Annotated in this window: 23 protein-coding genes and 2 pseudogenes; 8 read left to right on the top strand and 17 right to left on the bottom strand. The window is 66.4% G+C overall.

Going from position 1 to position 25,929, the window contains the following annotated elements; genetic code table 11:
• Window positions 1–60: 60 nt before the first annotated feature.
• The 3 genes from MMG85_RS02135 to MMG85_RS02125 form a co-directional block, all read right to left on the bottom strand.
• On the bottom strand, window positions 61–1,005 hold the full coding sequence (locus MMG85_RS02135) for an electron transfer flavoprotein subunit alpha/FixB family protein (protein WP_241044469.1): 945 nt from the start codon (window positions 1,003–1,005) through the stop codon (window positions 61–63).
• Window positions 1,005–1,751, bottom strand: a complete 747-nt coding sequence (locus MMG85_RS02130; RefSeq protein WP_055936847.1) for an electron transfer flavoprotein subunit beta/FixA family protein — start codon at window positions 1,749–1,751, stop codon at window positions 1,005–1,007. The genes MMG85_RS02135 and MMG85_RS02130 overlap by 1 nt, the downstream gene beginning before the upstream one ends.
• 75 nt (window positions 1,752–1,826) lie before the next feature.
• On the bottom strand, window positions 1,827–2,759 hold the full coding sequence (locus tag MMG85_RS02125; RefSeq protein WP_241044468.1) for a hypothetical protein: 933 nt from the start codon (window positions 2,757–2,759) through the stop codon (window positions 1,827–1,829).
• Between the two features lie 115 nt (window positions 2,760–2,874).
• On the opposite strand from MMG85_RS02125, the gene MMG85_RS02120 reads away from it, so the two are divergent.
• The 3 genes from MMG85_RS02120 (at window position 2,875) to MMG85_RS02110 (ending at window position 6,773) form a co-directional block, all read left to right on the top strand.
• Complete coding sequence (locus MMG85_RS02120) at window positions 2,875–3,606, top strand: CoA transferase subunit A (RefSeq protein ID WP_055936841.1); 732 nt, start codon at window positions 2,875–2,877, stop codon at window positions 3,604–3,606.
• The gene (locus MMG85_RS02115; protein WP_241044467.1) at window positions 3,606–4,238 is read left to right on the top strand and encodes a CoA transferase subunit B; all 633 of its coding nucleotides are present in this window, start codon (window positions 3,606–3,608) and stop codon (window positions 4,236–4,238) included. The genes MMG85_RS02120 and MMG85_RS02115 overlap by 1 nt, the downstream gene beginning before the upstream one ends.
• Window positions 4,239–4,415: 177 nt before the next feature.
• Window positions 4,416–6,773, top strand: coding sequence for a reprolysin-like metallopeptidase (locus MMG85_RS02110; RefSeq protein ID WP_241044466.1), 2,358 nt, complete (start codon window positions 4,416–4,418; stop codon window positions 6,771–6,773).
• A 115-nt stretch (window positions 6,774–6,888) separates the two neighbouring features.
• On the opposite strand, the pseudogene MMG85_RS02105 reads toward MMG85_RS02110, so the two are convergent.
• The 3 genes and pseudogenes from MMG85_RS02105 to MMG85_RS02095 form a co-directional block, all read right to left on the bottom strand.
• Window positions 6,889–7,255: pseudogene (locus MMG85_RS02105) on the bottom strand (integrase core domain-containing protein); the annotation flags it as partial.
• A gap of 3 nt (window positions 7,256–7,258) precedes the next feature.
• The gene (locus MMG85_RS02100) at window positions 7,259–9,328 is read right to left on the bottom strand and encodes a glycoside hydrolase family 99-like domain-containing protein (protein WP_241044465.1); all 2,070 of its coding nucleotides are present in this window, start codon (window positions 9,326–9,328) and stop codon (window positions 7,259–7,261) included.
• A 7-nt stretch (window positions 9,329–9,335) separates the two neighbouring features.
• Window positions 9,336–10,964, bottom strand: a complete 1,629-nt coding sequence (locus MMG85_RS02095) for an electron transfer flavoprotein-ubiquinone oxidoreductase (RefSeq protein ID WP_241044464.1) — start codon at window positions 10,962–10,964, stop codon at window positions 9,336–9,338.
• Window positions 10,965–11,029: 65 nt separating this feature from the next.
• Here MMG85_RS02095 and MMG85_RS02090 point away from each other — a divergent pair, with 65 nt between their 5' ends.
• The gene (locus MMG85_RS02090) at window positions 11,030–11,653 is read left to right on the top strand and encodes an alpha-ketoglutarate-dependent dioxygenase AlkB (protein ID WP_241044462.1); all 624 of its coding nucleotides are present in this window, start codon (window positions 11,030–11,032) and stop codon (window positions 11,651–11,653) included.
• Window positions 11,654–11,673: 20 nt separating this feature from the next.
• Here MMG85_RS02090 and MMG85_RS02085 read toward each other — a convergent pair whose 3' ends face one another.
• Genes MMG85_RS02085 through MMG85_RS02065 form a run of 5 tightly spaced genes read right to left on the bottom strand, consistent with a single transcriptional unit; the run spans window position 11,674 to window position 16,030 of the window.
• Window positions 11,674–12,303, bottom strand: coding sequence for an ABC-type transport auxiliary lipoprotein family protein (locus MMG85_RS02085; RefSeq protein WP_241044461.1), 630 nt, complete (start codon window positions 12,301–12,303; stop codon window positions 11,674–11,676).
• Complete coding sequence (locus tag MMG85_RS02080; protein WP_055936820.1) at window positions 12,300–13,226, bottom strand: MlaD family protein; 927 nt, start codon at window positions 13,224–13,226, stop codon at window positions 12,300–12,302. The genes MMG85_RS02085 and MMG85_RS02080 overlap by 4 nt, the downstream gene beginning before the upstream one ends.
• A gap of 3 nt (window positions 13,227–13,229) precedes the next feature.
• Entirely contained in the window at window positions 13,230–14,039 is an 810-nt protein-coding gene (locus MMG85_RS02075) for an ABC transporter ATP-binding protein (protein ID WP_055936818.1), read from the bottom strand.
• Window positions 14,040–14,045: 6 nt separating this feature from the next.
• Window positions 14,046–15,161 carry an MlaE family lipid ABC transporter permease subunit gene (locus MMG85_RS02070; protein WP_241044460.1) on the bottom strand — a complete coding sequence of 372 codons (1,116 nt, stop codon included), beginning with the start codon at window positions 15,159–15,161 and terminating at the stop codon, window positions 14,046–14,048.
• Entirely contained in the window at window positions 15,158–16,030 is an 873-nt protein-coding gene (locus MMG85_RS02065) for a DMT family transporter (protein ID WP_241044459.1), read from the bottom strand. Before MMG85_RS02065 ends, MMG85_RS02070 begins: the two co-directional genes overlap by 4 nt.
• A gap of 103 nt (window positions 16,031–16,133) precedes the next feature.
• Between MMG85_RS02065 and MMG85_RS02060 the strand changes: the two genes are divergently transcribed.
• On the top strand, window positions 16,134–17,381 hold the full coding sequence (locus MMG85_RS02060; protein ID WP_241044458.1) for a threonine/serine exporter family protein: 1,248 nt from the start codon (window positions 16,134–16,136) through the stop codon (window positions 17,379–17,381).
• Between the two features lie 79 nt (window positions 17,382–17,460).
• Here the strand turns inward: MMG85_RS02060 and MMG85_RS02055 are convergent.
• The 4 genes and pseudogenes from MMG85_RS02055 to MMG85_RS02040 all read right to left on the bottom strand — a co-directional run.
• Window positions 17,461–17,823 (bottom strand): annotated as a pseudogene (locus tag MMG85_RS02055) (H-NS histone family protein); the annotation flags it as partial.
• A gap of 128 nt (window positions 17,824–17,951) precedes the next feature.
• The gene (locus MMG85_RS02050; RefSeq protein ID WP_241044457.1) at window positions 17,952–19,646 is read right to left on the bottom strand and encodes a proline--tRNA ligase; all 1,695 of its coding nucleotides are present in this window, start codon (window positions 19,644–19,646) and stop codon (window positions 17,952–17,954) included.
• Window positions 19,647–19,716: 70 nt separating this feature from the next.
• On the bottom strand, window positions 19,717–20,004 hold the full coding sequence (locus tag MMG85_RS02045) for a DUF4124 domain-containing protein (RefSeq protein WP_055936801.1): 288 nt from the start codon (window positions 20,002–20,004) through the stop codon (window positions 19,717–19,719).
• Window positions 20,005–20,013: 9 nt separating this feature from the next.
• A complete protein-coding gene (locus tag MMG85_RS02040) occupies window positions 20,014–20,409 on the bottom strand; it encodes a DUF4124 domain-containing protein (protein WP_241044456.1) in 396 nt (131 codons plus the stop codon).
• Window positions 20,410–20,500: 91 nt separating this feature from the next.
• Here MMG85_RS02040 and pssA point away from each other — a divergent pair, with 91 nt between their 5' ends.
• The 3 genes from pssA to rimI are packed head-to-tail and all read left to right on the top strand — an operon-like array spanning window position 20,501 to window position 22,220.
• Window positions 20,501–21,280, top strand: a complete 780-nt coding sequence (pssA, locus tag MMG85_RS02035) for a CDP-diacylglycerol--serine O-phosphatidyltransferase (protein ID WP_055936795.1) — start codon at window positions 20,501–20,503, stop codon at window positions 21,278–21,280.
• Window positions 21,277–21,714, top strand: a complete 438-nt coding sequence (locus MMG85_RS02030; RefSeq protein WP_241044455.1) for an alanine acetyltransferase — start codon at window positions 21,277–21,279, stop codon at window positions 21,712–21,714. Before pssA ends, MMG85_RS02030 begins: the two co-directional genes overlap by 4 nt.
• Entirely contained in the window at window positions 21,711–22,220 is a 510-nt protein-coding gene (rimI, locus tag MMG85_RS02025) for a ribosomal protein S18-alanine N-acetyltransferase (RefSeq protein ID WP_241044454.1), read from the top strand. Before MMG85_RS02030 ends, rimI begins: the two co-directional genes overlap by 4 nt.
• A 317-nt stretch (window positions 22,221–22,537) precedes the next feature.
• Here rimI and MMG85_RS02020 read toward each other — a convergent pair whose 3' ends face one another.
• Window positions 22,538–22,966, bottom strand: coding sequence for an isoprenylcysteine carboxylmethyltransferase family protein (locus tag MMG85_RS02020; RefSeq protein ID WP_241044614.1), 429 nt, complete (start codon window positions 22,964–22,966; stop codon window positions 22,538–22,540).
• Window positions 22,967–23,001: 35 nt separating this feature from the next.
• Window positions 23,002–25,839: a valine--tRNA ligase gene (locus MMG85_RS02015; protein ID WP_241044453.1), complete on the bottom strand. Its 2,838-nt coding sequence runs from the start codon at window positions 25,837–25,839 to the stop codon at window positions 23,002–23,004.
• Between the last annotated feature and the right edge of the window lie 90 nt (window positions 25,840–25,929).

Raw genomic sequence — 25,929 nt, 5'->3', positions numbered from 1 at the left:
GCACGTCTGTGCTGTAGCACGACTATATAAGCGGGGATGGAAACCGTTTGTGACGTCCCACTAGCTAGTGAGCTGCTCCGACAGTTCCGGCAGTAGTTGAAACAGATCCCCCACCAGCCCGATATCCGCGATCTCGAAGATCGGCGCTTCGCCGTCCTTGTTGATCGCCACGATGGTGCCGGCGTCCTTGATGCCGGTCAGGTGCTGGATGGCACCGGAAATGCCGACCGCCACGTACAGCTCGGGGGCGATGATCTTGCCGGTCTGGCCGACCTGCAGTTCGTTTGGGACGTAGCCGGCATCGACGGCGGCACGCGAGGCGCCGACGGCGGCGCCGAGCTTGTCGGCCAGGGCGTAGATGACCTTGAAGTTCTCGGCCGAGCCGACGCCGCGGCCGCCGGAGACCACGCGCTTGGCGCTCTGCAGGTCGGGGCGGTCGGATTTGCCGGCGGCCAGACCGAGGTAGCGGGTATGCGTCGGCAGGGGGGCGTCCACGCTGGTGGCTTCGACCGCCGCGCTGCCGCCCTTGGCGGCTTCGGGCCAGGAGGCGGTGCGCACGGTGGCGACCACGGTCTGGTCGGCCGGGGTTTCGACGGTGATGATCGCGTTGCCGGCGTAGATCGGGCGCTTGAAGGTGTGCGGGCCTTCCACGGCCATCAGGTCGGAGACCTGGTTGACGCCGAGCAGGGCGGCCACGCAGGGCATCAGGTCCTTGCCGAAGGTGGTGGACGGGGCGAACACGTGCGTGTAACCCGTGGCGAGCTGGGCGATCTGCGGGGCCAGCACCTGGGCGATGGCGTTCGCGTTGGCGGCGTTGGCAACGGTCAGCACCTTGGCGACGCCGGCGATCTGTGCAGCTTCGGTGGCGACGGCTACCGGATCGGCGGCCAGCACGACCACGTCGATGGCGTCGGCGTTCACGGCAGCCGCCGCGCTGACGGTCTTGGCGGTGGAGGCGTTGAGCTTGCCGTCCAGGTGTTCGGCAATGACGAGAACCTTGGCCATTACAGCAACCCCTTCTGCTTGAGTGCGGCGACCAGTTCGGCCGCGTCCTTGACCATCACGCCCTTGCTGCGCTTGGCTGGCGGGGCGTAGTGGGTGGTCTTGTGCGTGTCGGCGGCGTCCACGCCGAGGTCGGCCAGCTGCAGGGTCTCCAGCGGCTTGCTCTTGGCCTTCATGATGTCCGGCAGCTTGATGAAGCGCGGCTCGTTGAGGCGCAGGTCGGTGGTGACCACGGCCGGCAGATCAACTTCCAGTGTTTCCAGGCCGGCGTCGACTTCGCGCACCACCGTAGCCTTGCCGTCGGCGATGTCGAGCTTGCCGGCGAAGGTGGCCTGCGGGCGGCCCCACAGCGTGGCCAGCATCTGGCCGGTCTGGTTGGCGTCGTCGTCGATGGCCTGCTTGCCGAGGATCACCAGGTCGGGCGCCTCCTTCTCGACCAGCTTCAGCAGGGTGCGGGCGGCGGTCAGCGGCTGGATGGCTTGGTCGGTGACCACGTGGATGGCGCGGTTGGCACCCATGGCCAGGCCGTTGCGCAGGTGGGCCTGGGCGTCGGCGGGGGCGATGGTGGCGACCACGACGTCGGTGGCGATGCCCTTGTCGCGCAGGCGCAGGGCTTCTTCCAGCGCGATCTCGTCGAAGGGGTTGGGGGACAGCTTGACGCCGTCGGTGACCACGCCGGAGCCGTCCGGCTTGACCTGGATGCGGACGTTGTAGTCCACCACGCGCTTGTAGGCGACGAGAATCTTCATCCTGCGGGAATTCCTGTATGCGACGGTGAGGCCCGGCCGCGGCGGCTGGCCGAGGGCAGACCCGGATTTTAGCCGTCAGGCGGTGGCCATGCGAGCCCGTACGGTACCGTCCGCCAGCCGGGACGCCAGCACGGCCGCGAAACGGGCGGCGCTGCCGGGGGCTTGGGCGAAGAACAGCGAGGGCTCGGTCAGTTCCAGTTCGAGCAACTGCGGCAGGCCATCGGCACCGGTCAGCAGATCGATGCGCGCGTAGGCGAGGGGGTCTTCGAGCTGGCGCAGCCGCATGGCGGCGGTAAGGATCCGTTCGGCCAGCGCCTGTTCTGCGGGCGTGGCGGTCGTGGCGACGATATCGCCCAGGGCCATGGGCGCCTGCCGCGCGCCTTCGCCGGGCGGCAGTTGCGCACCCTTGCGGGCGGCGTGGCTGAACCGGCCGTTGAAATAGAGCAGCGCGGTTTCGCCGTGCTGGTCGACCGAGGCCACGTAGGGCTGCAGCATGACGCTGCGCTCCTGCTCCAGCAGGCGGCCGATGTGGTTGCCGGCCACGAACTGCTGGTCGCGGGCGTAGCGCTGGGTGTCGCGGGCGCCGGCGCTGACCGTGGGCTTGACGACGAACTCCCCGGCATCGAACTCATCCAGGAAGGCAGCCAATGCGTCCATCGGCTCGGCATCGGGCTCGACGAACCGGGTGGGAACAACCGGAATGCCCACGGTCGCCAGATCGGCGAGGTAGTGCTTGTCGGTGTTCCAGCGCACCACGTTCAGGGGATTCATCAGGTGTGTCACCCGGTCCGCGTGTTCGCACCAGGCCAGGAACTCGGGCAACCGTTCCGTGTAGTCCCACGGCGAGCGCAGCAGCGCCGAATCGAAGCGGGACCAGCTCACCGTCGGGTCGTCCCAGGCCACTGCTCGGGCGTGCAGGCCGGCGTCCGCGCAGGCATCCAGCAGGGGCGCGAGGTCGTCGTCATGACCGGAGGCGGCCACGGCGGTAACGAGGGCGAGGGTCTTCATACGTCGGCAAGTGTACGCGCACGTCCTGCGCTGGACTCCCATTGCCCAAAAGTACCTGTGTCGGGCCGGGAGCGCTGGGTAGAATGCAGACTTTCCTCATCGATTGGATCGCGCCATGACGGGTAACCCCGGTTCCGGAGGCAAGCAGAAGCTCTATCCCAGTGCCGCAGCGGCACTGCAGGGCGTCGTGGCCGACGGCCAGACACTCGCCGTGGGCGGCTTCGGCCTGTGCGGCATTCCGGAAGCGCTGATCGCCGCCCTGCGCGACAGCGGCGCGAAGGGGCTCACGGCCATTTCCAACAATGCCGGTGTGGACGGCTTCGGCCTGGGTCTGCTGCTGGAGACCCGCCAGATCAGCAAGATGATTTCGTCCTACGTGGGCGAGAACAAGGAGTTCGAGCGGCAGTTCCTGTCCGGCGAACTGGAACTGGAGTTCAACCCGCAGGGCACGCTGGCCGAACGCCTGCGCGCCGGCGGTGCCGGCATCCCGGCCTTCTTCACCCGCACCGGCTACGGCACGGTGGTGGCCGAAGGCAAGGAGACCCGCCAGTTCGGCGAACACTGGTATGTCATGGAAACGGCGCTCAGCGCCGACGTGTCGCTGGTCAAGGCGTGGAAGGCCGACAAGTCCGGCAACCTGGTGTTCCGCAAGACGGCGCGCAACTTCAACCCGGCCTGCGCCATGGCGGGCAAGGTGTGCATTGCCGAAGTCGAGGAGGTCGTGGAGGTGGGCGAAATCGATCCCGACCACGTCCACCTGCCGGGCATCTACGTGGACCGCATCGTCCACAACCCGAGCCCCGAGAAGCGCATCGAGCAGCGCACCGTCCGCCAAGGAGACAAGTGATGCCCTGGACCCGCGATGAAATGGCGCAGCGCGCCGCCCGCGAACTGACCGACGGTGCCTACGTCAACCTCGGCATCGGCCTGCCGACCCTGGTCGCCAACCACATCCCGGCTGGCATGGACGTGTGGCTTCAGTCCGAGAACGGCCTGCTCGGCATCGGGCCGTTCCCGGCCGAGGACGAGGTCGACGCCGACCTGATCAACGCCGGCAAGCAGACCGTCACGGCCCGGGCCGGTGCCAGCTATTTCGGCAGCCACGATTCGTTCGCGATGATCCGGGGTGGCCACATCGACCTGGCCGTCCTGGGCGCCATGCAGGTCACCGACAAGGGCGACCTGGCCAACTGGATGGTGCCCGGCAAGATGGTCAAGGGCATGGGCGGCGCCATGGACCTGGTGGCCGGCGTCAAGCGCATCGTGGTGCTGATGGAGCACGTGGCGAAGGACGGCAGCCACAAGATCCTGCCGCAGTGCGACCTGCCGCTGACCGGCGTGGGCGTCGTGGACCGGATCATCACGGACCTGGCGGTCTTCGATGTCACACCCGAAGGGCTGGCGCTCGTGGAAATGGCCGAGGGCGTGACCGAAGCGGAGCTGGCGACCAAGACGGGCGTCCCCTTCAAGACCGTCTGACCACACCAAGTCGTGACCGAAGTCCGGTTGGTTTGAGCCACGCTGCACGTCTGACTTTCAGCTGTACGTTTTTCGGCCGATAACGCGGAGAAGGGAACCTGTTGGCTATTTGTGGTCCAGCGGCTGGGCTATAGTGTTAGTTCAGGGGCTCTATCCGTTTTTCTCAGAGGCGTACGTATGAAACTCCGGGTCGGCGCTTGCGCCTTGATGATGGTTTTGGCCGGGTGCAGTGGAGAAAGCCCCGAATCGGGCATGGCAGGGATGCGCGGCGTGGCCGCTAGCAAGGCGACCGGCAGCCTGCCGACGTCGCTCCCGTTGGCCCGCGCGATCGGGGCGTCCATCGCGAATGCGCCCGATCGCGGCGCGCTGCTTTCATTCCCGAACAAGGCGACGCCTGCGAAGCAGGAAGGCGCTTACACGTGGTTCCCGACCGCCATCAGCGAGGCGCACGCCTTCAAGGCGGTCGCGACCGGTGAAATGACGGTGCCGTCGCCGGACGGTAGCCAGGTCAAGCTGCGCTATGAGCGCCATGCTGAAGAGATCGACGGCAACTGGACCTGGATCGGCCGTGTGGTCGGCGGCGACCCGATGCAGGAAGCCATCATCACCTTCGGCGAGAAGGCGGTGTTCGGTTCAATTCCCCAGGCCAACGGCAAGCCGGCACTGAGCCTGCAGACCCGCAACGGTACCGTGTTCGCCGTCCAGACCGATCCGTCCAAGGTAGTGTCCGCGACGAAGGGGCATGAGGACGTGATGATTCCCGAGGCCGCCACGTTGCGCTCGTCGATGGGTGCGGCGGTCAGCCAATCCGCGCAAGTCAGTCAGGGCGCGACGGCTGTTGCGCAGGCTGCACCGCCGACCGCTGCGAACACGATCGACGTAGCGATCGGCTACACCCCGGAGTTCGCCGCTGCGAACGGCGGCGCGTCGGGTGCCGCCACGCGCCTGGTCTTCCTGGTGCAGATCGGCAACCAGGCTTTCGCCAACAGCGACGTCAACGGCTACCTGCGCATCGTCCACGCGCTGCAGGTCAGCTACACCAATACCAATACCAATCAGACGGCGCTGCAGGAACTGACCGGCAGCACGGGCAACTCTCCCGTCACCGTTCCCGCCAGTCTCGCGCCGCTGCGTACCGCGCGTGATCAGTACGGTGCGGACATCGCGGTACTGGTGCGCAAGTTCAACACGCCAGAGAACGAAGGTTGCGGCATCGCCTGGTTGAACGGTGCGAACCAGACGGCGATTACCTCGGCCGATGCGGCTTGGGGTTATGCCGTTATCAGTGACGGCTATGACACCGGCACCGATGGCAAGACGTACTACTGCGCCGACGAAACGCTGGTGCACGAAGCTGCGCACCTGATGGGCTCGGCGCATGACCGCTCCAACTCCACGACCACGGGAGGTGCTCTACAGTACGGTCGCTTTCCGTATTCTTTCGGATACAAGACAGCGTCGGCGGCGGGCAACTTCTACACGGTGATGGCGTATGGTGATACGGGTCAGATCGCTCACCGAATTTTCTCTACGCCACTCAAAAGCACGTGTGGCGCTGCAGGCAACCTTACTTGTGGTGTAGCGAACAGTGAGGACAATGCGCGCAGCCTGAACCAAGTGATTCCTGTGGTGGCAGGCTTTCGTGGGACTGTGGTTCCGTTCGGCAACCCGATGAACCTGGTCTACATTGCAAAGCGTGGCGGTAGCAGTCGCGTCGAGCTGCACACATTGACAGCCTCCAGCGTCTTCCAAACCTTCTCGAGTCATATCGCTACGGGCTTAGCAATGGGTACGGCTGATAAGGCTGCCAATTACCTGCTCGGCGATTACAACGGCGACGGCGTCTCCGATCTTTATTTCGTGATGAAGTCAGGTACCGCCAGCAACAAAACCGAAGTCCATGTGCTGAGTGGTCCGTCGTACAGCTCGTTCTCTCTGCATGCGGCGACGCCCTACGGTGCCATCGGCTCCAACAATCGCTGGATTTCCCGGTTGGCGGATTACAACGGGGATAGCAAGCCTGATCTCTACCTCATCGACAAGGCAGGTGTCGGCGGCAGGGTTTCCGTATACATCCTGAGTGGAGCGACTTCGTTCCAGACGGAACTGCTCGCGCGCACGACCATCACCGGTACATTGCCTACGGGCACCGAATGGGTTGTTGATGTGGGTGATTTCAATGGCGATGCTGTGCCTGACATTTTTCTGATAGGCAAGAATGGTGCTGGCGGTCGAACAGAAGTCCATATTCTCAATGGCGCGACTCAGTACCAGTCATATCTTCGCAATATCGCCACGGCCCTTGGATCAACGGGTACCGACAATCGTTGGGACTTCAAGATCGGCGACTATGACCGAGACGGTATCCAGGATATCTATGCCCTCGACAAGGGGAGCAGTTCTGGTCGTACTGATGTCCATGTCCTTTCTGGACAGACGTCCTACCAGACCTTCTTGTTGCAGGCGTCAATGGCAGTAGGTGCAGTCGGTACCGGCTTCGAATCCGAGTTTGAATTGGTGCCTGGCTCGAACTAGCTCGCGCATCAAAGGCGAGTGACAAGACAAGCCCTGCGTTTGTGACGCAGGGCTTTTTTCTGGTACTTCTACCAAGTGAGAGAGAGGCGACGTCCCCCTTCAGTAGCGCGGCTCTTTAGAGTCCGCATTCCACCGTAGCGGCTTTGGCCGCCAGCTGTTGGGCGTAGGCGGCCGGGGGATCAGGCCGCCTAAGGTCTTCTTCGGTCGCTCCTCGTACGTACTCCCGTCGCCAGGTCTCGCTCTCGGAGCGAGCGTGCAGTAGCGTCGGGGACCGGTGCTCGTTGAGGCATTCGTCGCGCAAGCGGCCGTTGAAGCTCTCGATGTAGGCGTTCTGGTTCGGCTTGCCCGGCTGGATGAAGCTGCAACTGCGCACCGCGCTCGTGAGCCCACGCCACCATCGTCTTGCCGCAAAACTCCTTGCCGTTGTCGGTCCGGATCACCTGTGGCAGACCACGAGTCAGCGCCAACCGGTCGAGCGAGCGGGTCTAGGTGATCTTGCCAGAAGCTTTGGCGGCGTAGGGATAGTGGAAAGCGGTCCCGTCGTCGCGGCCGTGCATGAACTGGGCAATGGACAGAACCGCGAATCCCGCGGAGTCCGCCTGAATTCCTACAACCCGCTCCAATGCGTGAGCCAAGGTGCCATCGATTTGGCCTTCTTCTTGCTCGAAATCGCTTGCGAAAAGATCTGTCTCCAGCAAGTCGCTGATGGCGCTCAGCCGGCACCAATACATCGACCCGGCAGGAAAGAGCGCGGTTGAATCCTCGTAGTTAATGCGAGATCCCTCCCCGATTCGCTTCAACCAGTGACTATTTGCTCCGACGTAGTCGGCGACAGGTAGTAGATGTCCAGTGGGTGCGACGATGCCCGTACTTTCGTCGAATCTCAACTTTTCAAGAAGTCCCGTGATGTCTTGGGGGACGATGCTGAGTAGGAGTTCGTGGCGCCATGTGTCGCCGCTCGCCAAGTGAGGCGATTTTTTTGTGTGTAGCTTTAGTACCCAGCGTATGCCTTCATGCGCCAGTCGATTGGCCACCGCAATGAAGGGCAAGATGTCGCGGCCACGATTCTCGAAAATTTCAATTCTGTTCGTGCATGGTAATGAGCTGGCCAGTCGTTTCACCGCTTCGGCTTTATCTGCTGTGGTGGTGAAAGTGATGTCCATTAAAGAGGCGACGACACGCAGCTGCGGAAGCATCTGTTCAAGGATGTCCAGGTGCCAGGCATGGACAACGGTGTGCGCCCATCCTCGTTCGTCCCGTGTGACGCCAAACAATGCATTGCGCGTGGCGGAGAGCAGCGCATAACCGTGTCGCGCGCTGGGTTCAAGGAACGCCCCTTCAGCCCACTCATTCCAAGCGTTTATGAACGTAATCGGCGATGCGCTACTAGTGGTGACGCTGCATCGGATCGCGAGCTCAAGCCATCTTTGGTAAGTAGTGGGCGTTGCGTGGATGAACGCGCGTCCTCGGCCCGGTCTGCGTGCCTCGTTATCCCACCCGGGTGAAACGCAGCGATAGATGTTTTCTCCCACCGCTTCATTGGCTGCCTTCTGCAGGCCATGCCATTCCAGCACGCTTCCCCGGTAGTCAGGGTTGATCAGATATTGACGACCGGAGATATCGGGAGAGTTGAAGAAATTTGGCGGAAACTGTGTGGCCGCATCGAATCCAAGCTCCTCGGGTGGCGCTCGGTCGAATGACTGGACATACACCAGGTGGACGTGGCCGATGCCGTTCTCAATGCACCACTCACGCCATTGCAGCATCGTGGCGGCCACATTAGGTAGCAGTCCAGGGCGATACACAAGCAATACCGGCTTCCCATCCACTCGCAGATAACGAGGGTCCCGCATGTACTCCGCCACATACTCGATGAACGCGATGTCGTCCTCAGGCGAGTGCTTCTGGTCGATCAGTATCTCGTCACCACGCCCATCCCACGTGCGGGTCCATTTCTCGTTTGCCCAGCAAAGGCAGAACTTCAGATCGATGGTCTTGTCATTGAGCCAGTTGCGTAGCGGGGTTTCCAGCAGGGTCTTGCCGCCGAACCAGTAGAAGTAGAAGCAGAAGGCGCTGATGCCGTACTCGCGGGCGAGGCGTGCCTGCTCGTGCATGACCTCGACGTTGCGCAGGTCATAGAAGCCGAGATCACCGGGTAGCTTGGGTTGGTAGTGGCCTTCGAACTGCGGCAGGGCGCGGGTGACGTTGCGCCACTCGGTGAAGCCCTTGCCCCACCATTCGTCGTTTTCGGGGATGGTGTGGAACTGCGGCAGATAGAAAGCCACGAGCGTAGCGGGAAGCGGATCCGGAAGTTCGCCCTTCTCGTAGGGCACGTAGCCGATCGCGCGTTCATCGGAACGCACATAAGGCCTGCGTGGCAGTTCTCCCATTGGCGCCTGGCCCTTCGGCCCTTCCGGCACCCAGTGGCCTTTCGTGTCGAGGAATCGTTCGCGCAGCCTGTCGCGGGTGCCTTGCGGCATCGGTGTCAGGCGGAAGGCGGTCCGCAGGGCATAGAACAGCGCGGTGCGAACGCGACGGGACAGGGACGTTGCCACGGAATTCCTACAGTTTCTGGTAATTCGGCCCCGCCCCGCCTTCCGGCGTCACCCAGTCGATGATCTGGTAGGGGTCCTTGATATCGCAGGTCTTGCAGTGGACGCAGTTGGCGGCGTTGATCTGCAGGCGTTTGCCATCGCCGTCGTCGACGATCTCGTAGACACCGGCCGGGCAGAAGCGGGTGCAGGGGTTGTCGTATTCGGCGGCGCAGCGGGTAACGCAGACGGAGGTGTCGTGCACGCGCAGGTGCACGGGCTGGTCTTCGTCGTGTTCGGTGGCGGCGTAGTAGACGCCTTGCAGGCGGTCGCGCGGGGCGAGGGTGCGGTCCACGTAGTCGCGCTTGGGTTCCTCGTGCTCACCGACCTTGTCGAGTGAGGACCAGTCCGGCTTCACCTCCAGCGTCCACGGCGACAGGCCGCCGGTGAGGGTTTCCCACGCAGCGTTGGCCATGCCGAACCACAGGCCCTTCTTGAAACCCGGCTTGATGTTGCGCACCGACTTCAGCTCCGCCATCGCGTCGGAAGCGCGCAGCTTGGCGTCGAAGCCTTCCGGCGCGAGCTGCGAGGCGACCAGGTGCTCTGCGGCCAGCATGCCGCTGCGGATTGCCTGGTGCGTGCCCTTGATCTTCGGCACATTGAGCAGGCCGGCAGTGTCGCCGATCAGCAGGGCGCCCGGCATCTCGACCTTCGGCAGCGACTGCCAGCCACCGGTGACGATGGCGCGAGCGCCGGCGGACAGGATGCTGCCGCCTTCGAGCAGCGGTTTGATCAGCGGGTGGTTCTTCCATTGCTGGAAGGCCTCCCACGGTTTGTATTCCGGGTCCTTGTAATCCAGTCCGCTGACGTAGCCCAGCGCGATCTGGTTGTTCTCCAGGTGATACAGGAAGCTGCCGCCGTAGATGTCGTTGCTGGCCGGCCAGCCGAGCGTGTGCACAATCTTGCCGGGCGTGACGCGGCCTTCCGGCACCTGCCACAGTTCCTTGATGCCGATGGAATAGGCCTGCGGGTCGCTGTCCTTGTCCAGCGCGAAGCGCTTCACCAGCCGCTTGGTCAGGTGGCCGCGCGCGCCCTCGGCCAGTACGGTGACCTTGGCGCGGATGTCGATACCCTGCGTATAGCCCGGCTTGTGGCTGCCGTCCTTCGCGATGCCCATGTCACCTATGCGCACGCCGATGACCTTGCCCTCGTCGTCATTCAGCGTTTCGGCGGCGGCGAAGCCCGGATAGATCTCCACGCCCAGCGCTTCGGCCTGCGGCGCCAGCCAGGCGCACATGGCGCCGAGCGAGACGATGAAGTTGCCGTGGTTGCGCATGCCGGGCGGCACGATCGGGAACTTGCGGCCGCCGTCCTTGCTGAAGTACCAGAACTCGTCATCCGCGGCCGGTACGCACACGGGCGGCGGATTGTCGCGCCAGCCCGGCAGCAGCGCGTCGAGCGGCTGCGGCTCGATCACCGCGCCGGACAGGATGTGGGCGCCGATGGTGCTGGCCTTCTCGATCACGCAGACCGAGATCCCGGGGTTCAGCTGCTTCAGCCGGATGGCGAAGGCCAGGCCAGACGGCCCCGCGCCGACGGTGACGACGTCGTACTCCATCACATCGCGTTCGACATCGGACATCGGACTTGGCTCCAGCATGGCGTTAGGCTCCCGGCATTTTCGGGGTTTGCGCCGGAAGGGGCAAATCCGCGAGCATCGCGGGCATGACCATACCCCTGCCGCTCCCTGCGGATGGACACGATGTGGCGCTGCCGGGCGCGCATCTCGTTTATCGGCCCGCGTGGCTGCCCGGCGCGGAGGCCGATGCGCTGTTTGATCAATTGCGGCCGTCGCTGCCGTGGAGCGTGCACCGCATCCGGATCTTCGGGCGGCACGTCGATTCGCCCAGACTGAGTGCCTGGATCGGGGATGCGGAGGCGGTGTACCGCTATTCGGGTGCCGACTTCCTGCCGCATCCGTGGACGGCGGCGCTGACCGGCGTGCGCTCGCGCCTGCAGGACGAACTCGGCGTGCCCTTCAACAGCGTGCTGGCGAACCTGTACCGCGACGGGCGCGATGCGATGGGCTGGCATAGCGACGACGAGCCTGAACTCGGCTCGCAGCCGGTGATCGCCTCCGTCAGCCTGGGTGGCGTGCGCCGCTTCCTGCTCAAGCACCGGCAGGATCCGGCGCTGCGTTCAGCGTTCGACTTGCCGCACGGCAGTCTGCTGGTGATGGCGGGCGATACGCAGCGGCACTACCGCCATGCACTGCCGCGCACGGCCAAGCCGGTGGGGCCGCGCATCAACCTGACGTTCCGCTGGATCGATCCGGCGCGCCGTCGCTGAGTTGCAGCACCGATCAGCGATCAACGCTCGGCATTCGGGTCGCCGTTGCCGGAGACCAGCACCCAGCCGGCGATATCGGCGGTGGCGGCTTCCAGCGCCTCCTCGAAGGCCGTCGCCACCTGCGCGACGTCGACACTGTTCGCGGGCTTCTGCTGCAGGAACGTGCGCGACGCGACGACGCGCTGGCCGCGGTTGTTGACCAGCTTGGCGTTCACTTCGACCACGGCTGAGGGGAGCGTGCCGCCCGCGTAGTCGGCCTCGAAACGACGCAGGTCCATGACCAGTTTGTACTCGCCGAGGATGCCGGCATCCGCGCTGGCCACGGCAGTAATGCGCCCCGAATCCTCCAGCGTGCGCTGCACCGCGTCCTGCAGCATGTCGGTTGCGGGCAGCGCCCACGACACGCCGCGATAGACCTGCAGTTCGCCGGGCATCGGCCGCACGCTGATGCGGGGGCTGTCGATCACGCGCGCGGCCGTCGGCTTGGCAATGATCAAGGTCCAGTCCACCTGCGGCCAGCCGGCCTGTGGCGCGACCCTGACATCCGGCGCGTAGATGGTGACCGGGTCGCGCTGCTCGCTGCCCAGGATCGAGCAGCCGGCAAGCACCAGCAGGAAGGGGAGGGCGAAGGTGAGGCGCTGCGGCTTCATTTCGGGTCGAACTCCTTGGGTGCGTCGCGGCCGAGCAGGTAGCGCGCGGGATTGCCTTCGAGACGGTCGCTGACGCGGCGCAGGTCGCGCACCAGGCCGCGCAGTTCGGTGAGGGTGGGGCCCAGCTGGCCCAGGCCGTCGCTGGCGAAGCTGTTGATGGCGGCGCGGTTCTCGCCCAGGATCGCGTCCGCGTTGCCGGCGGCCGAGTCGAGCTTGCCCAGCGTGGTTTCCAGCTTGTCCAGGATGCCCGGCAGTTCCTGCACCAGGTTCTTGTCCAGCCGCTCGATGGCGCCGTTGGTGGTGGTGAGGGTCTTGTCCAGGTTCTGCGCGGCGTCGCGCGCACTGGTGATCAACGCTTCGATTCCATCCTCGCGGCTGGCCAAGGCGTTGCTCATCGTCTCCAGGTTCTCCAGCGTGGCGGTGATGCTGGCGACGTTCTTGTCACTGAGTGCCTGGTCGAGGCGTTCGACGATGCGGTTGGCAGTGTCGGTGATGTTCTGCAGCGCCGACGGCGCGGTCTGGATCACCGGCGCCTCGCGCGAATCCACGCTGGTCAGCGACGGCGCCTGAGGGGTGCCGCCGCTGAGCTGGATGATGGTCGGGCCGGTCAGGCTGGTGATCGCCAGCTTGGCGCGGGTATCGGTCTTCACCGGCGTGTACGACTCTACGCGGATGCGCGCGATCACCTGGCGCGGGTCGTTCGGCGCCAGCGACAACTTGGTGATCGAACCGACCGCGATGCCGTTGTACTGCACCGGGCTGCCGACGGTCAGGCCGGTCACCGCCTCGCGGAACACCACCTGGTATTCCTGCCAGGTGCGCTCGGAGGAGTATTTCGCCGCCCACAGGCCGAACAGCAATAGCGCGGCGGCGATGATGAGGGTGAAGGCTCCGATGAGCACGTAATTGGCGCGTGTTTCCATGGATCAGACCGCCGTTTGCGAAAAGAGGGGCCCGGAGGCCTGCTGTCCGTCGCGCGCGGCGCGCGCACGGGGACCGTGGAAGTATTCCTGCACCCAGGGATGGTCGAAGCGCTCCACCTCCTGCAGCGGCGCCACCGTGATCACCCGCTGGTCGGCCAGTACGGCCACGCGGTCGCAGATCGCGTACAGCGTGTCCAGGTCGTGGGTGATCAGGAAGACCGTCAGGCCCAGCGCTTCCTGCAGCGTCTTGATCAACCGGTCGAACGCGGCCGCACCGATCGGGTCCAGGCCCGCCGTAGGCTCATCGAGGAACAGCAGCGGCGGGTCCAGCGCCAGCGCACGCGCCAGGCCGGCGCGCTTGCGCATGCCGCCGGACAGTTGCGAGGGCAGCTTGTTGAGCGCATCGGCCGGCAGGCCCGCCAGCTTGACCTTCAGCAGCGCGAGTTCGTAGCGCCAGCTGTCCGGCAGTTCCGGGTGATGCTCCTTCAGCGGCACCTGCACGTTCTCGCCGACCGTCAGCGACGAGAACAGCGCGCCATCCTGGAACAGCACGCCGGTATTGCGCTCGATATGCTGGCGCGCGGCAGGATCCTCCGAGCGGGCATCCTCGCCGAGCACGGTGATCTGCCCTTCGTCGGGCTGGCGCAGGCCCAGGATCGAGCGCATCAACACCGACTTGCCGGTACCGGAGCCGCCGACCACGCCGAGGATCTCGCCGCGGCGCACGTCCAGGTCGAGGGCTTCGTGCACGGTCTGCTCGCCGAAGCGGTTGACCAGGCCGCGCACCTGGATGATGGGGGATTCGTCGGTCATGCGCCGTCACCAATCCATGTGCATGAACCACAACGCGGCCAGCGCGTCGATGATGATCACCAGCGAGATCGTCTGCACCACGCTGGAGGTGGTGCGCTCGCCGACCGACTGCGCGGTACCTTCCACGCGCAGGCCTTCCAGGCAGCCGATCAGGCCGATCACCAGCGCGAATACCGGCGCCTTCGACAGGCCCACCAGGAAATGCTTCACCTCGATGGTGTCGTGCATGCGCGCGATGTACATCTGCGGCGGAATGCCCAGGTCGAAGGCGCCGACGGTGACGCCGCCGGCCAGGCCGGCCATCATCGAGATGAAGGTCAGCAGCGGCAGCATCACCAGCAGCGCGATCAGGCGGGGGATCACCAGCAGGTCGATCGGGTCCAGACCGAGCGTGCGGATCGCGTCGATCTCCTCGCGGCTCTTCATCGCGCCGATCTGCGCGGTGAACGCCGAGGCGGTGCGGCCGGCGAGCACGATGGCGGTCATCAGCACCGCGAATTCGCGCAGGAAGGCGATGCTGACCAGTTCCACCACATAGATTTCCGCGCCGAAATCGCGCAGCACGGTGGAGCCGAGGAAGGCGATCACCGCGCCCACCATGTACGACAGCAGGATCACCAGCGGCACCGCATCCAGGCCCACCGCTTCCATGTGCGCCACCGTGGCGGTGGGGCGGAAGCGGCGCGGTTCCTTGACCATGCGCACCAGTTTGACCAGGTTCTCGCCGGTGAAGCTGAGCAGGGCGATGATCTCCTGCTTGTTCTCGTGCACCCGGTAGCCGAGGCGGGACAACGCGGCGAGGAAGCCGTAGTCGCGCTTGCGCGGCGGGCGGTCGTCGGCCACGTCCTCGATGGTGCTGACCAGCGCCTGGTGGTCCTGGCGGAATTCGATGTCCGCCGGGTCCATGCCACGCCGCTTGGCGAAGCGCAGCAGCTGCAGCACGCCGGCCGAGTCGATGCGGTTGATCGCCGTGGCGTCGAGCCGGTTGACGGCATCGGGAAGCGACTTCAGCTGGTCCGCCACCGTCAACGCACTGGCCAGCGTCCAGTCGCCCGCCAGCTTCACGCGCTGGGGGTCACCGGGGTCGGCTTCGTACTGCGGGCGGGCAAGGGTGGGGGTCATGGCGTCGCTCGGCCGAGGAGCATACAGGCTATCCCACTGAACGTGAGGAGTACGCCGACGCCGGCGCGGCGCCCCAGCGGCTCGCGCAGCCAGAGCGCCGCCAGCACCACCAGGAACACCGACGCGCTTTCGTTGAGGATCGCGGCCACCGAGGCGCTGGTGTACTTGTAGCCGCCCAGCCACATCACCATCGACAGGCCCTGGCCGATCAGCGCCGCCAGCACCAGCCGGTGCCAGGGCACGTCGCCGGCGACGAACCGCATGCGCCGGCGCATCGCCGGCAGGGTCGCCACCAGCAGCAGGCCGATGACCGCACCCACCAGCCGCAGCACGGTCACCCAGAGCAGCGGCTGGGTTTCCAGCGTGCGCTTCACCATCACGATGGCCACGGCCATCAGTGCGATGGCGAGCAGGCCCAGCAGCACGCCGCGCGCGGTGTGCTCCGGGTGCGTGCGCCATTCGCCGGGCGGGCGGCTGACCAGCAGCACGCCCATCGCCACCAGGCCGAAGCCCAGCCATTGCATGCCGCCGAGGCGCTCGTCGAGGAAGACGAATCCCAGCAGCAGCACCAGCGGGCTGTAGAGATTGCCGATGATGCCCATGCGCCCGGCGCCGAGCTCGTTGAGCGCACGGAAATACAGCGTGTCCGCCAGGGCGATGCCGATGACGCCGCTGGCCAGCACGACGGCGATGTCGCGCGCCGGCAAGGCCGGCCAGTCGCCGGCGTAGACCAGCCACGCGACCGGTGCGAGCACCGCCAGCACCAGCCCGTTCTTCAGCAGGTTGAGTGTCAGCGGAGGCAGGTGCGCGCCAAGCTGACGCGCCAGGATCACGCCGACCGCCCACGCGGCCGCGCTGCCCAGTGCCATGGCTTCGCCGATTCCCACCTTGCCCCCTGCCCGCGTCGTCCGCGCCCAGTGTAAGCGGCCCGGCATGAAGCCACCGTGCGGCGCCTTGGGCGATACTGTGCCGATGCCCGACGACATGCTGACCACCGCCACCTATGCCCAGCGCATCGCCTTCGTCTGCGAGATTGCCGGGCGCCTGCACAGTTACGGCACCACGGCGCAGCGACTGGAAGGCACGGTGGTGGGCCTGTCCCAGCGCCTCGGTCTGGACTGCGAACCGTGGTCGAACCCCACCGGCCTGATCCTGAGCTTCAGCGATCCGTCGCGCCCGCTCGGTGCCAGCGACAGCACGCGGGTGATCCGGCTGGCGCCGGGCGAAACCGACCTGCACAAGCTCAGCGAAGCCGACCGCATCGCCGATGCGGTGTCGTCCGGTGAAATGAGCATCGCCCAGGGCCATACCGCGCTGCGGGCGCTCGACCGCACGCCGAGCTGGCGCTGGCGGGCGATGCAGATCTTCGCCTCGGGCCTGGCGGCGGCCGCCGTCGCCGGCCTGTGGCGGCTGCCGTGGCTGGACATCGCCACGGCCGGTCTGATCGGCGTGATCATCGGTGTGCTGGGCGAACTGATCGCGCGGCGGCCGAAGATGAAGGAAGCCAGTGATGCGATTTCGGCGCTGGTGGCCGGCTTCGTGGCGATCCTGATCGCCAATTTCATCGCGCCGCTGAACCTCAACACGGTGATCATCGCCTCGCTGATCGTGCTGTTGCCCGGCATGGCGCTGACCAATGCGGTGAACGAGCTGACCAGCCAGCATCTGGTGTCGGGCGTGGCGCGTTTCGCCGGCGCGATGGCGACCGTGCTCAAGCTCACCGTCGGCAGCATGATCGCGGTGACGCTGGCGCAGCTGATGGGCCTGTATCCGGACGTGCGTGCCTCGCGGCCGCAACCGGAATGGGTGGAGTGGGGCGCGATGGTGTTCGCCGCCTATGCGTTCGCTGTGCTGTTCAAGGCGCACCGGCGCGACTATTTCTGGGTGATGGCCGCGGCCATCGCCGGGTACAGCATCTCGCGCTATGCGGGGCAGACCTGGGGCAGTCCGGTCGGCATCTTCCTTTCGGCGCTGACGCTGACCGCGGCCGGCAATGCGTTCGCGCGCTGGGCCAACCGGCCGGGCGCGCTGATCCGCGTGCCGGGCATCCTGATGCTGGTGCCCGGCAGCACCAGCCTGCGCGGGCTGCTGACGCTGGTGCAGCAGCAGGACGTGGGCGTGGGCCAGTCCGCGCTGCTGGCGGTCACCAACGTGGTGATGGCGCTGGTCGCCGGCCTGCTGTTCGGCAACCTGCTGATTTCCTCGCGCAAGAATCTCTGAGGCATTACGGGCGCCGGAAACGGAAAACGGGAGGCCTGGCCTCCCGTTTTCTTTCGATGCTCTGCGGTCGCGATTACTTCTTCTTGATCAGGAAGTCTTCGGCCTTCTTGCCCTTGGCGATCAATGCCGCCATCCAGCGCGGGTGCTTGCCGCGGCCGGTCCAGGTTTCCTTCGGATTGGCCGGATTGCGATATTTCGGCGCGACCTTGCCGAGTTTCTTGCCCGCGCGGGGGCCGGGCTTGGCTGCGACCTTCGCGGGACGCGCGCCGGCCGTGCCGAACAGTTCCTCCAGCGTGTAGCCCTCGGCCTTGGCGAACTTGGTGATCTTGCCGCGGACCGTGGCAATGGGCGTGCGCTTGGACAGCTTGGTCTGCTGTTCCTTGGCCTTGGCAATCAGGGCGCCAAGTTCCTTGGCGGACAGGTTACGCAGGTCGATCGACATCAACTATCTCCAGTCAGGAAGGGACACCCCATCCTTGGCGGTGACCCGATGATAATGGACGAGTTAATCGCGGCACAAACCGCGCCATGCGCGAACGCGTGAAGGCGTCCGCGCATCGATGCACGGCTTCAACCGCGCAGGCGCGCCAGCAGTTCGTCGCGGCCGATGTTTTCGGCGTCGGTGGCGCGACGGGCGCGATACTCGAACGTGCCGGCGGCCAGCCCGCGCTCGGACACCACCACGCGGTGCGGGATGCCGATCAGTTCGATGTCGGCGAACATCGCGCCGGGGCGCAGTCCGCGATCATCCAGCACCGCTTCGATGCCCGCGGCCTGCAGTTCCTGCAGCAGTTGCTCGGCAGCGGCGTTCACCGCCGCATCGTTCTTCGGATTGATCATGCACACCGCCACCGCCCAGGGCGCCATCGGCACCGGCCAGATGATGCCGTTGGCGTCGTGGTTCTGTTCGATGGCCGCCGCCACGATGCGCGACACGCCGATGCCGTAGCAGCCCATCGCCGGGGTGGCGGCCTTGCCGGTCTCGTCCAGCACGGTGAACTTCATCGCCTCGCTGTACTTGCGGCCGAGCTGGAACACGTGGCCCACCTCGATGCCGCGCACGATGCGGATCTCGCCGCCGTCGGCCGCCTTGTCGCCGGCCACCACGTTGCGGATGTCGGCGACGGTCTCGGGTTCGGGAAGGTCGCGACCCCAGTTGACGCCGGCCAGGTGGAAGCCGGCCTCGTTGGCGCCCACCACGAAGTCGGCCATCGCCGCCACGTCGCGGTCGGCGACCACGCGGATCGCCTGCTTCGCACCGACCGGGCCCAGGAAGCCGGGCTCGCTGCCCAGGTGGGCTAGGATTTCCGCTTCGGTCGCCAGCCGGTAGTCGGCCATGCCGGCGACCTTGCCCAGCTTGATCTCGTTGACGGCATGGTCGCCGCGCACCAGCGCCAGCACGAAGCCGGCGTCGGTCATCACGGCGACCGACTTCACCGTCCGCTGCAGCGGGATGCCGAGCAGCGCGGCCACGTCCTCGCAGGTCTTCTGCGTGGGCGTGGGGACCTTGTTCATCGTTTCCGAGGCGGCGGCGCGCGGCCCCGGTGCCGCCGCATGCGCGGCTTCGACATTCGCCGCGTAGTCGGAACCGGTGGAGAACGCGATGGCGTCCTCGCCCGAGTCGGCCAGCACGTGGAATTCCTGCGAGGCGTCACCGCCGATGGCGCCGCTGTCGGCCTGCACCGCGCGGAAGTCCAGCCCCAGGCGGGTGAAGATGCGCGTGTAGGCCGCATGCATGTTGCGGTACTCGCGCACCAGGTCCTCGTCGGTGATGTGGAAGGAGTAGGCGTCCTTCATCACGAACTCGCGCGCGCGCATCACGCCGAAGCGCGGGCGGATCTCGTCGCGGAACTTGGTCTGGATCTGGTAGAAGTTGACCGGCAGCTGCTTGTAGCTGGACAGCTCCTGGCGCGCGAAATCGGTGACGGCCTCCTCGGCGGTGGGGCTGTAGCAGAACTGCTGTTCCTTGCGGTCGGTGATCTTCAGCAGCTGCCCGCCGAATTTCTCCCAGCGTCCCGTCTCTTCCCACAGCTCGCGCGGCTGGATGGTCGGCATGATCATCTCGATCGCGCCGGCGCGGTCCATTTCCTCGCGCACCACGGTTTCCACCTTGCGCAGCACGCGCAGACCGAGCGGCGACCAGGTGTACAGGCCGGCGGCCAGCTTGCGGATCATGCCGGCGCGCAGCATCAGCTGGTGGCTGACCAGTTCGGCGTCGGCGGGTGTTTCCTTGGTGGTGCGGAGGTGGAACTGCGACAGGCGCATCGGCAGGGGGATCCGGGAAGGGCGAATCGCCTATTTTGCCAGCCTTGGCCGCGGGCGGGGCGGCGGCGGGTCAATCCGCGTCGGTCGCCGCGTCGCCGCTCACGCGGATGCCGGCCGGCGTATCGCGATCGATGCGTTCGTAGCGGCGGTCCTTCGGTGGCTGCTCGGTGATCTGCAGCACGCCGGCATCGTCGCGCCAGCGGTACAGCGAGGGCCGCGCATCGTCGGCCTGGGCGGCCGCGGCCTGTTCGGCGCGGGCCTGCTTGCGTGAGGTGGTCTCAGGCGATTCGCGCGCCAGCCACCAGGCGACGCCGACGCCCAGCGCAATGCCCGCGACGATCGCCGCCCACGCGCGCATCCGATGGAATCAGGTGCCCGCGGGGGAGCAGTAGGCCTTCACCGCGGCTTCGGCCAGGTTGCGCTGGTTCTCGCGGCCGCTGTCATCCAGGACCGTATCGGGCTTGCCGTCGCCATCCGTGTCCTGCTGGACCGGGCCCTTGCTGGACGCGAGGATCTGCAGGTTGGCGCGGGCACCGGCGCATTGCGCATTCTCGACCGGCTTGCCGGCCGGCTGCGCCATCTCGGCAGCCGGGGCGCCGTACTGGTTGATGCGCCGGTTCTGCACGGTCTGGTTGGGCGGTGGGCTGTCGGAGTAGTGGGTGACCCCGTTCTTGTCCTTCCACTGGTAGACCTGCTGGGCCTGCACGGTGGTGGCGGTCGCCAGGCAGAGCGCCAGCACGGACAGGCAGGACAGGAGGCGCATGGGAAGCTCCGGATCGCGGGAGGCCTGATTGCAGCACCCCCGGGCCGCGCAGGCAAGCCGGGCGGGGGAGCGCTGGGCTAAACTGCGACCCATGAACGAAATCAAGCCGCCCCCGCGCTCCCGCGGGATCTACCTGTTGCCCAACCTGTTCACCACGGCTGGCCTGTTCGCGGGGTTCTTCGCGATCATCGCCGCGGCCAACGGCCAGTTCGTCAATGCGGCCATCGCGGTGTTCGTGGCGGGCCTGATGGACGGCATCGACGGGCGGGTGGCGCGCCTGACCGGCACCAGCAGCGAATTCGGCGTGCAGTACGACTCGCTGGCCGACCTGGTCAGCTTCGGCCTGGCGCCGTCGCTGGTGATGTACCACTGGTCGCTGTCGGCGTTGAAGTTCGATGGCACCGTGATGGGACGCGTGGGCTGGGTGGTGGCGTTCCTGTACGCCGCCTGCGCGGCATTGCGTCTGGCCCGCTTCAACACCCAGGTGGGCACGGTGGACAAGCGCTGGTTCGTCGGCCTGGCCAGTCCGGCGGCGGCAGGCCTGATGATGTCCTTCGTCTGGGCGTTCGCCGACGGCGAACTGGGCTGGAGTGGCGAGGAACTGCGCTATGTGGCGCTGGCGGTCACCCTGGTCGCCGCGCTGCTGATGGTCAGCCGCATCCGCTTCTGGAGTTTCAAGGGCACGGGCGAGGGCGGGGCGAAGGCCGACCGCATTCCGTTCGTGGTGCTGGCGCTGGTACCGCTGGTGCTGGCGATCCTCTTCATCGACCTGCCGCGCACCCTGCTGGCGGTGGGCGTGGTGTACGCGGTGTCGGGGCCGGGCCTGTGGCTGTGGCAGCGCATGCGCCGGCAGAAGGACGCCGCCGCGTGACGCTGGCGGCGGACCGCCTGTGGTCGGCCGAGCAGCAGGGCTGGTTGCGCGCGCTCGGCCACGCCGTCTACCTGCCGGCGGACTGGCCGACCGAGGCCGGCGCGCCGGTGGTGGCGGAGGCGCCGGCCGTCCACCGCGAGGCGCCGCCGTCTCCGGTGCCCGCTGTCCCCACCCGCGCACGTCCGCCCGCACGGGAGGCCGGCGAGGCCATACCGGCTGCGCGTCCGACTCCCGCTCCCCGTGCGTCCGGCGCGCGCCTTCCTGACCGCCTGCACTTCGCGCTGATCCGTGCGTCCGGCTGCAACCCGAACGCGCCCGGTGCGGCCGAGTTGTTCGCGCAGTGGCCCTCGTCGGCCGAATTGCGCGGCAACCCGGCCGCCAAGCGCGCGCTGTGGCCCAGTCTGCGGCGGCTGCGTCGGAGCGCTTCGGAATGAGCGCGCTGGGCGTCGAGGCCTCACCGGTGTCCACGTCCAGCCTGCGGCCGATGCGCGAGGGCGATCTCGACGCGGTGATGGCCATCGAACAGCGCGCCTACCCGTTCCCGTGGACGCGCGGCATCTTCAAGGACTGCCTGAAGGCCGGCTACCCGTCGTGGGTGCTGACCGAGCACGGGCTGGTGATCGGCTACGGCCTGCTGAGCATCGCCGCCGACGAGGCGCATGTACTGAACATCTGCATCGCGCCGGAGCGGCAAGGCCGCGGGTTGGGTCGGTATCTTCTGCGGGCGTTGGTGAAGATCGCCCGCGACCTGCGCGTGCAGCGCGTCTTCCTGGAAGTGCGCCCGTCCAATCCCGGTGCCATCACGCTGTACCACAGCGAAGGCTTCAACGAGATCGGCCGCCGCCCGCGCTACTACCCCGCCCGCGACGGGCGCGAGGACGCACTGGTGATGGCGATCGAACTGGTCGCCGACGACATCACCACGATGCCGCCGCTGTAGGGCGGGCCCCGGCCCGCCGTCGCGTTGCCGCCGACGGTGAACTTCCCGCCGTCATCCCGGCGAACGCCGGGACCCAGTGTCTTCGCTTTGAAGCAGCCCAACATCTTGGCTTTGCAGCAGCAACGTCGCTGGGTCCCGGCTTTCGCCGGGATGACGGGGAAGAGCCATCAGCCCGGCGTCTTCTCCGTCATTCCCGCGAACGCGGGAATCCATTCTGATTCCGGCTGCGCTGAAGAGACAACGGCAACGTCAACGTGGATCCCAGCGTGCGCTGGGATGACGGTAATGGTCGGTGACGCAGCGCGGGTCTCCGTGCATCAAAGCCAGCGTCGGACGCGGGCCTGATATGCCTCGTAAGCGGCTCCGAACGTCGCCGAAAGCGCGCGCTCTTCCGGCAGGATCTGGTATCGGGTGACGTAAGCCATGTACAACGGCGCACCAATCAGCGCGGCGGGATGTTGCAGCCAGCAGGCCCACGCGACCAGCAACAGCGCGTGCCCCAGGTACATCGGATTGCGCGAGAGGCGATGCAGTCCGGTGATTACCAGTACTCGAGACGATGCCGGGCTAAGCGGGTTCACCGTCGTGCCGGCCCGGCCGAAAGCAAGCTTCGGCGACAGGTTGAACAGCAGGCCGAGTGCTGCGAGCGACGCGACCAGCATCACGCGCAGCGATGGCGGCAGGGCGATGATCCCCGCAGGCAATGCGTACGCGACCACCCAGGCGACGGCGCCACACAGCACCATCACCAGCGGAGGCGGAACGCGGGTGTCCAGCCTGCTCAGAGCTTCGCGCGCTGCCCGTGCAGGGCTGTGAGCTGGTGGCTCCAGTCGACCAGGCGCTGGCGCTCCTGCTCGACCACGGCCGGCGGGACTTTGTCGGTGAACTTGGCCAGCTTGGCTTCGCTCTTGTCCTTCTCGCCGGCGACGCGGGCGATTTCCTTGTCCAGGCGGGCGCGTTCGGCGTCCAGGTCGACCAGGCCTTCCAGCGGTACCAGCAGTTTCAGTTCGCCCACCATGGCCGCGGCGGAGGCGGGCGCATCGGCAGCGGTGTCGAGCCACGCGATGTCGTCCAGCTTCAGCAGGAACGACAGCGACGGCGCGAAGCGCGCGATGCGGGCGCGGTCGTTGTCGTGGCCATCCTGCAGCAGCAGGCGGATGGTCTTGCCCGGCGAGACGTTGAGCTCGCTGCGCACGCGGCGCAGCGTGGAGACCATCGTCTTCAGCCACTCCACGTCGGCATCGGCCTGCGCGTAGTCCTGGCCGGCGAACTCGGTGGCGGTCGGGTAGGGGCGCAGCGAGACCGTGCCGCCGTCGATGCCGAGTTTCGGTGCGACCTGCTGCCACAGTTCCTCGGTGACGAACGGGGTGAGCGGATGCAGCAGGCGCAGCAGCGCTTCCAGCACGTACAGCAGGGTGTGGCGCGTGCTGTCGGCGGCCGCGGTGTCGCTGCCATTGAGTGCCGGCCCTTCGACCTTGCTCAGGGCAGGCTTGGCGAGTTCGACGAACCAGTCGCAGAACTCGTTCCAGGCGAACTCGTACAGCGCCTGCGCCAGCAGGTCGAAGCGGTAGGCGGCGAACTGCGTCTCGACCTCGGCGGTGACCTTGGCCAGGCGGGACAGGATCCACTTTTCGGCGTCCGTGACCGGAGTCGGTATCGCGTTGCCCCCATCCGCCCTTCGGGCACCTTCCCCCGCAAGCGGGGGAAGGGAGAATCCGTCGGTATTCATCAGCACGAAGCGGGTGGCGTTCCACAGCTTGTTGCAGAAATTCTTGTAGCCCTCGGCGCGGCCCATGTCGAACTTGATGTCGCGGCCGTGCGTCGCCAGCGCGGCGATGGTGAAGCGCAGGGCGTCGGCGCCGTGCGGCACGATGCCGTCGGGGAATTCCTTGCGCGTGGCCTTCTCGATCTTCTCGGCCATCTTCGGCTGCATCAGACCGCCGGTGCGCTTGGCCACCAGGTCTTCCAGCGAGATGCCGTCGATGATGTCGAGCGGGTCCAGCACGTTGCCCTTCGACTTGGACATCTTCTGGCCGTCCTTGTCGCGGATCAGGCCGGTCATGTAGACGTCGCGGAACGGCACCTTGCCGACGAAGCTGTCGGTGGCCATGACCATGCGCGCCACCCAGAAGAAGATGATGTCGAAGCCGGTGACCAGCACCGACGACGGCAGGTAGCGGTCGAAGCCGCGCGCCTTCATCGCGTCCGCATCCGGCCAGCCCATCGTGCTGAACGGCCACAGCTGCGAGGAGAACCAGGTTTCCAGCACATCGCTGTCCTGGGTCAGCACGACATCGGCGGACAGGCCGGCTTTCGCGCGTGCCTCGGCCTCGTCGCGACCGACGTAGCAGGTGCCCGCCTCGTCGAACCATGCCGGGATGCGGTGGCCCCACCAGAGCTGGCGGCTGATGCACCAGTCCTGGATGTTTTCCATCCAGTGGCGGTAGGTATTGATCCAGTTCGGCGGGACGAACTTCACCTCGCCGGACTCGACGAGTTCGAGGCCGCGCTTCGCAAGTCCGTCCATCTTCACGAACCACTGGTCGGTCAGATAGGGCTCGATGACCTGGCCGGTGCGGTCGCCACGCGGCACCTGCAGCTTGTGCGGCTTGGTCTCGACCAGCAGGCCGAGGTCTTCCAGGTCTGCAAGCACGACCTTGCGTGCTTCGTAGCGGTCGAGGCCGCGATACTTTTCCGGCGCGTTTTCGTTGATCGACGCGGTCGGTGTCAGCAGGTTGATCAGTGGCAGGTCGTGGCGCAGGCCCACCTGGTAGTCGTTGAAGTCGTGCGCCGGCGTGACCTTCACCACGCCCGTGCCGAACTCGCGGTCGACGTACTCGTCGGCGATGACCGGGATCTCGCGCTCGGTCAGCGGCAGCTTCACCGTCTTGCCGATCAGGTGCGCGTAGCGCTCGTCTTCCGGATGCACCATCACCGCAGTGTCGCCGAGCATGGTTTCCGGACGCGTCGTGGCGACCACCAGCGAACCGCTGCCGTCGGCAAGCGGGTATTCGATCGACCACAGGAAGCCGTCTTCCTCGACGTTCTCCACTTCCAGGTCGGAAATCGCGGTCTTCAGCACCGGGTCCCAGTTGACCAGGCGCTGGCCGCGATAGATCAGGCCCTGCTCGTGCCAGCGCACGAAGGCTTCGATGACCGCGGCCGATGCCTGCTCGTCCATGGTGAACGTGCTGCGCGACCAGTCGCCCGAGGTGCCCATGCGGCGCATCTGCCGCTCGATGGTGTCGCCGGACTGCGCCTTCCACTCCCACACCTTGGCGATGAATCCGTCGCGGCCCAGCGAATCGCGCGTCTCGCCCTTGCCTTCCTGCGCCAGGTTGCGGCTGACCACCATTTCCGTCGCGATGCCCGCGTGGTCGGTGCCCATCTGCCACAGCGTGTCGTAGCCGCGCATGCGGTGGTAGCGCACCAGCGCATCCATCAGCGTGTGCTGGAACGCATGACCCATGTGCAGCGTGCCGGTGACGTTGGGCGGCGGCAGCAGCACGGTGTACGGCTGGCCTTCGCCACGGGGCTTGAAGTAGCCGGCGGCTTCCCACTGCGCGTACAGGCGGGACTCGAAGGATTTGGGGTCGTAGCTGGAGGCGAGGTCGGTCATGGGATTCCGGGATTCCTGAGGTCGTCATCCCGGCGAACGCCGGGATCCATCTTGATCTTGTGCTTTCCCGCCATTTGGCGAAGCGCCAGG

It is taken from the genome of Pseudoxanthomonas sp. LH2527 (assembly GCF_022539275.1).
Lineage (GTDB): Bacteria > Pseudomonadota > Gammaproteobacteria > Xanthomonadales > Xanthomonadaceae > Pseudoxanthomonas_A.
Note: the sequence above shows the minus strand (reverse complement) of the source record. Positions and strands in the feature narration are given on the sequence as shown.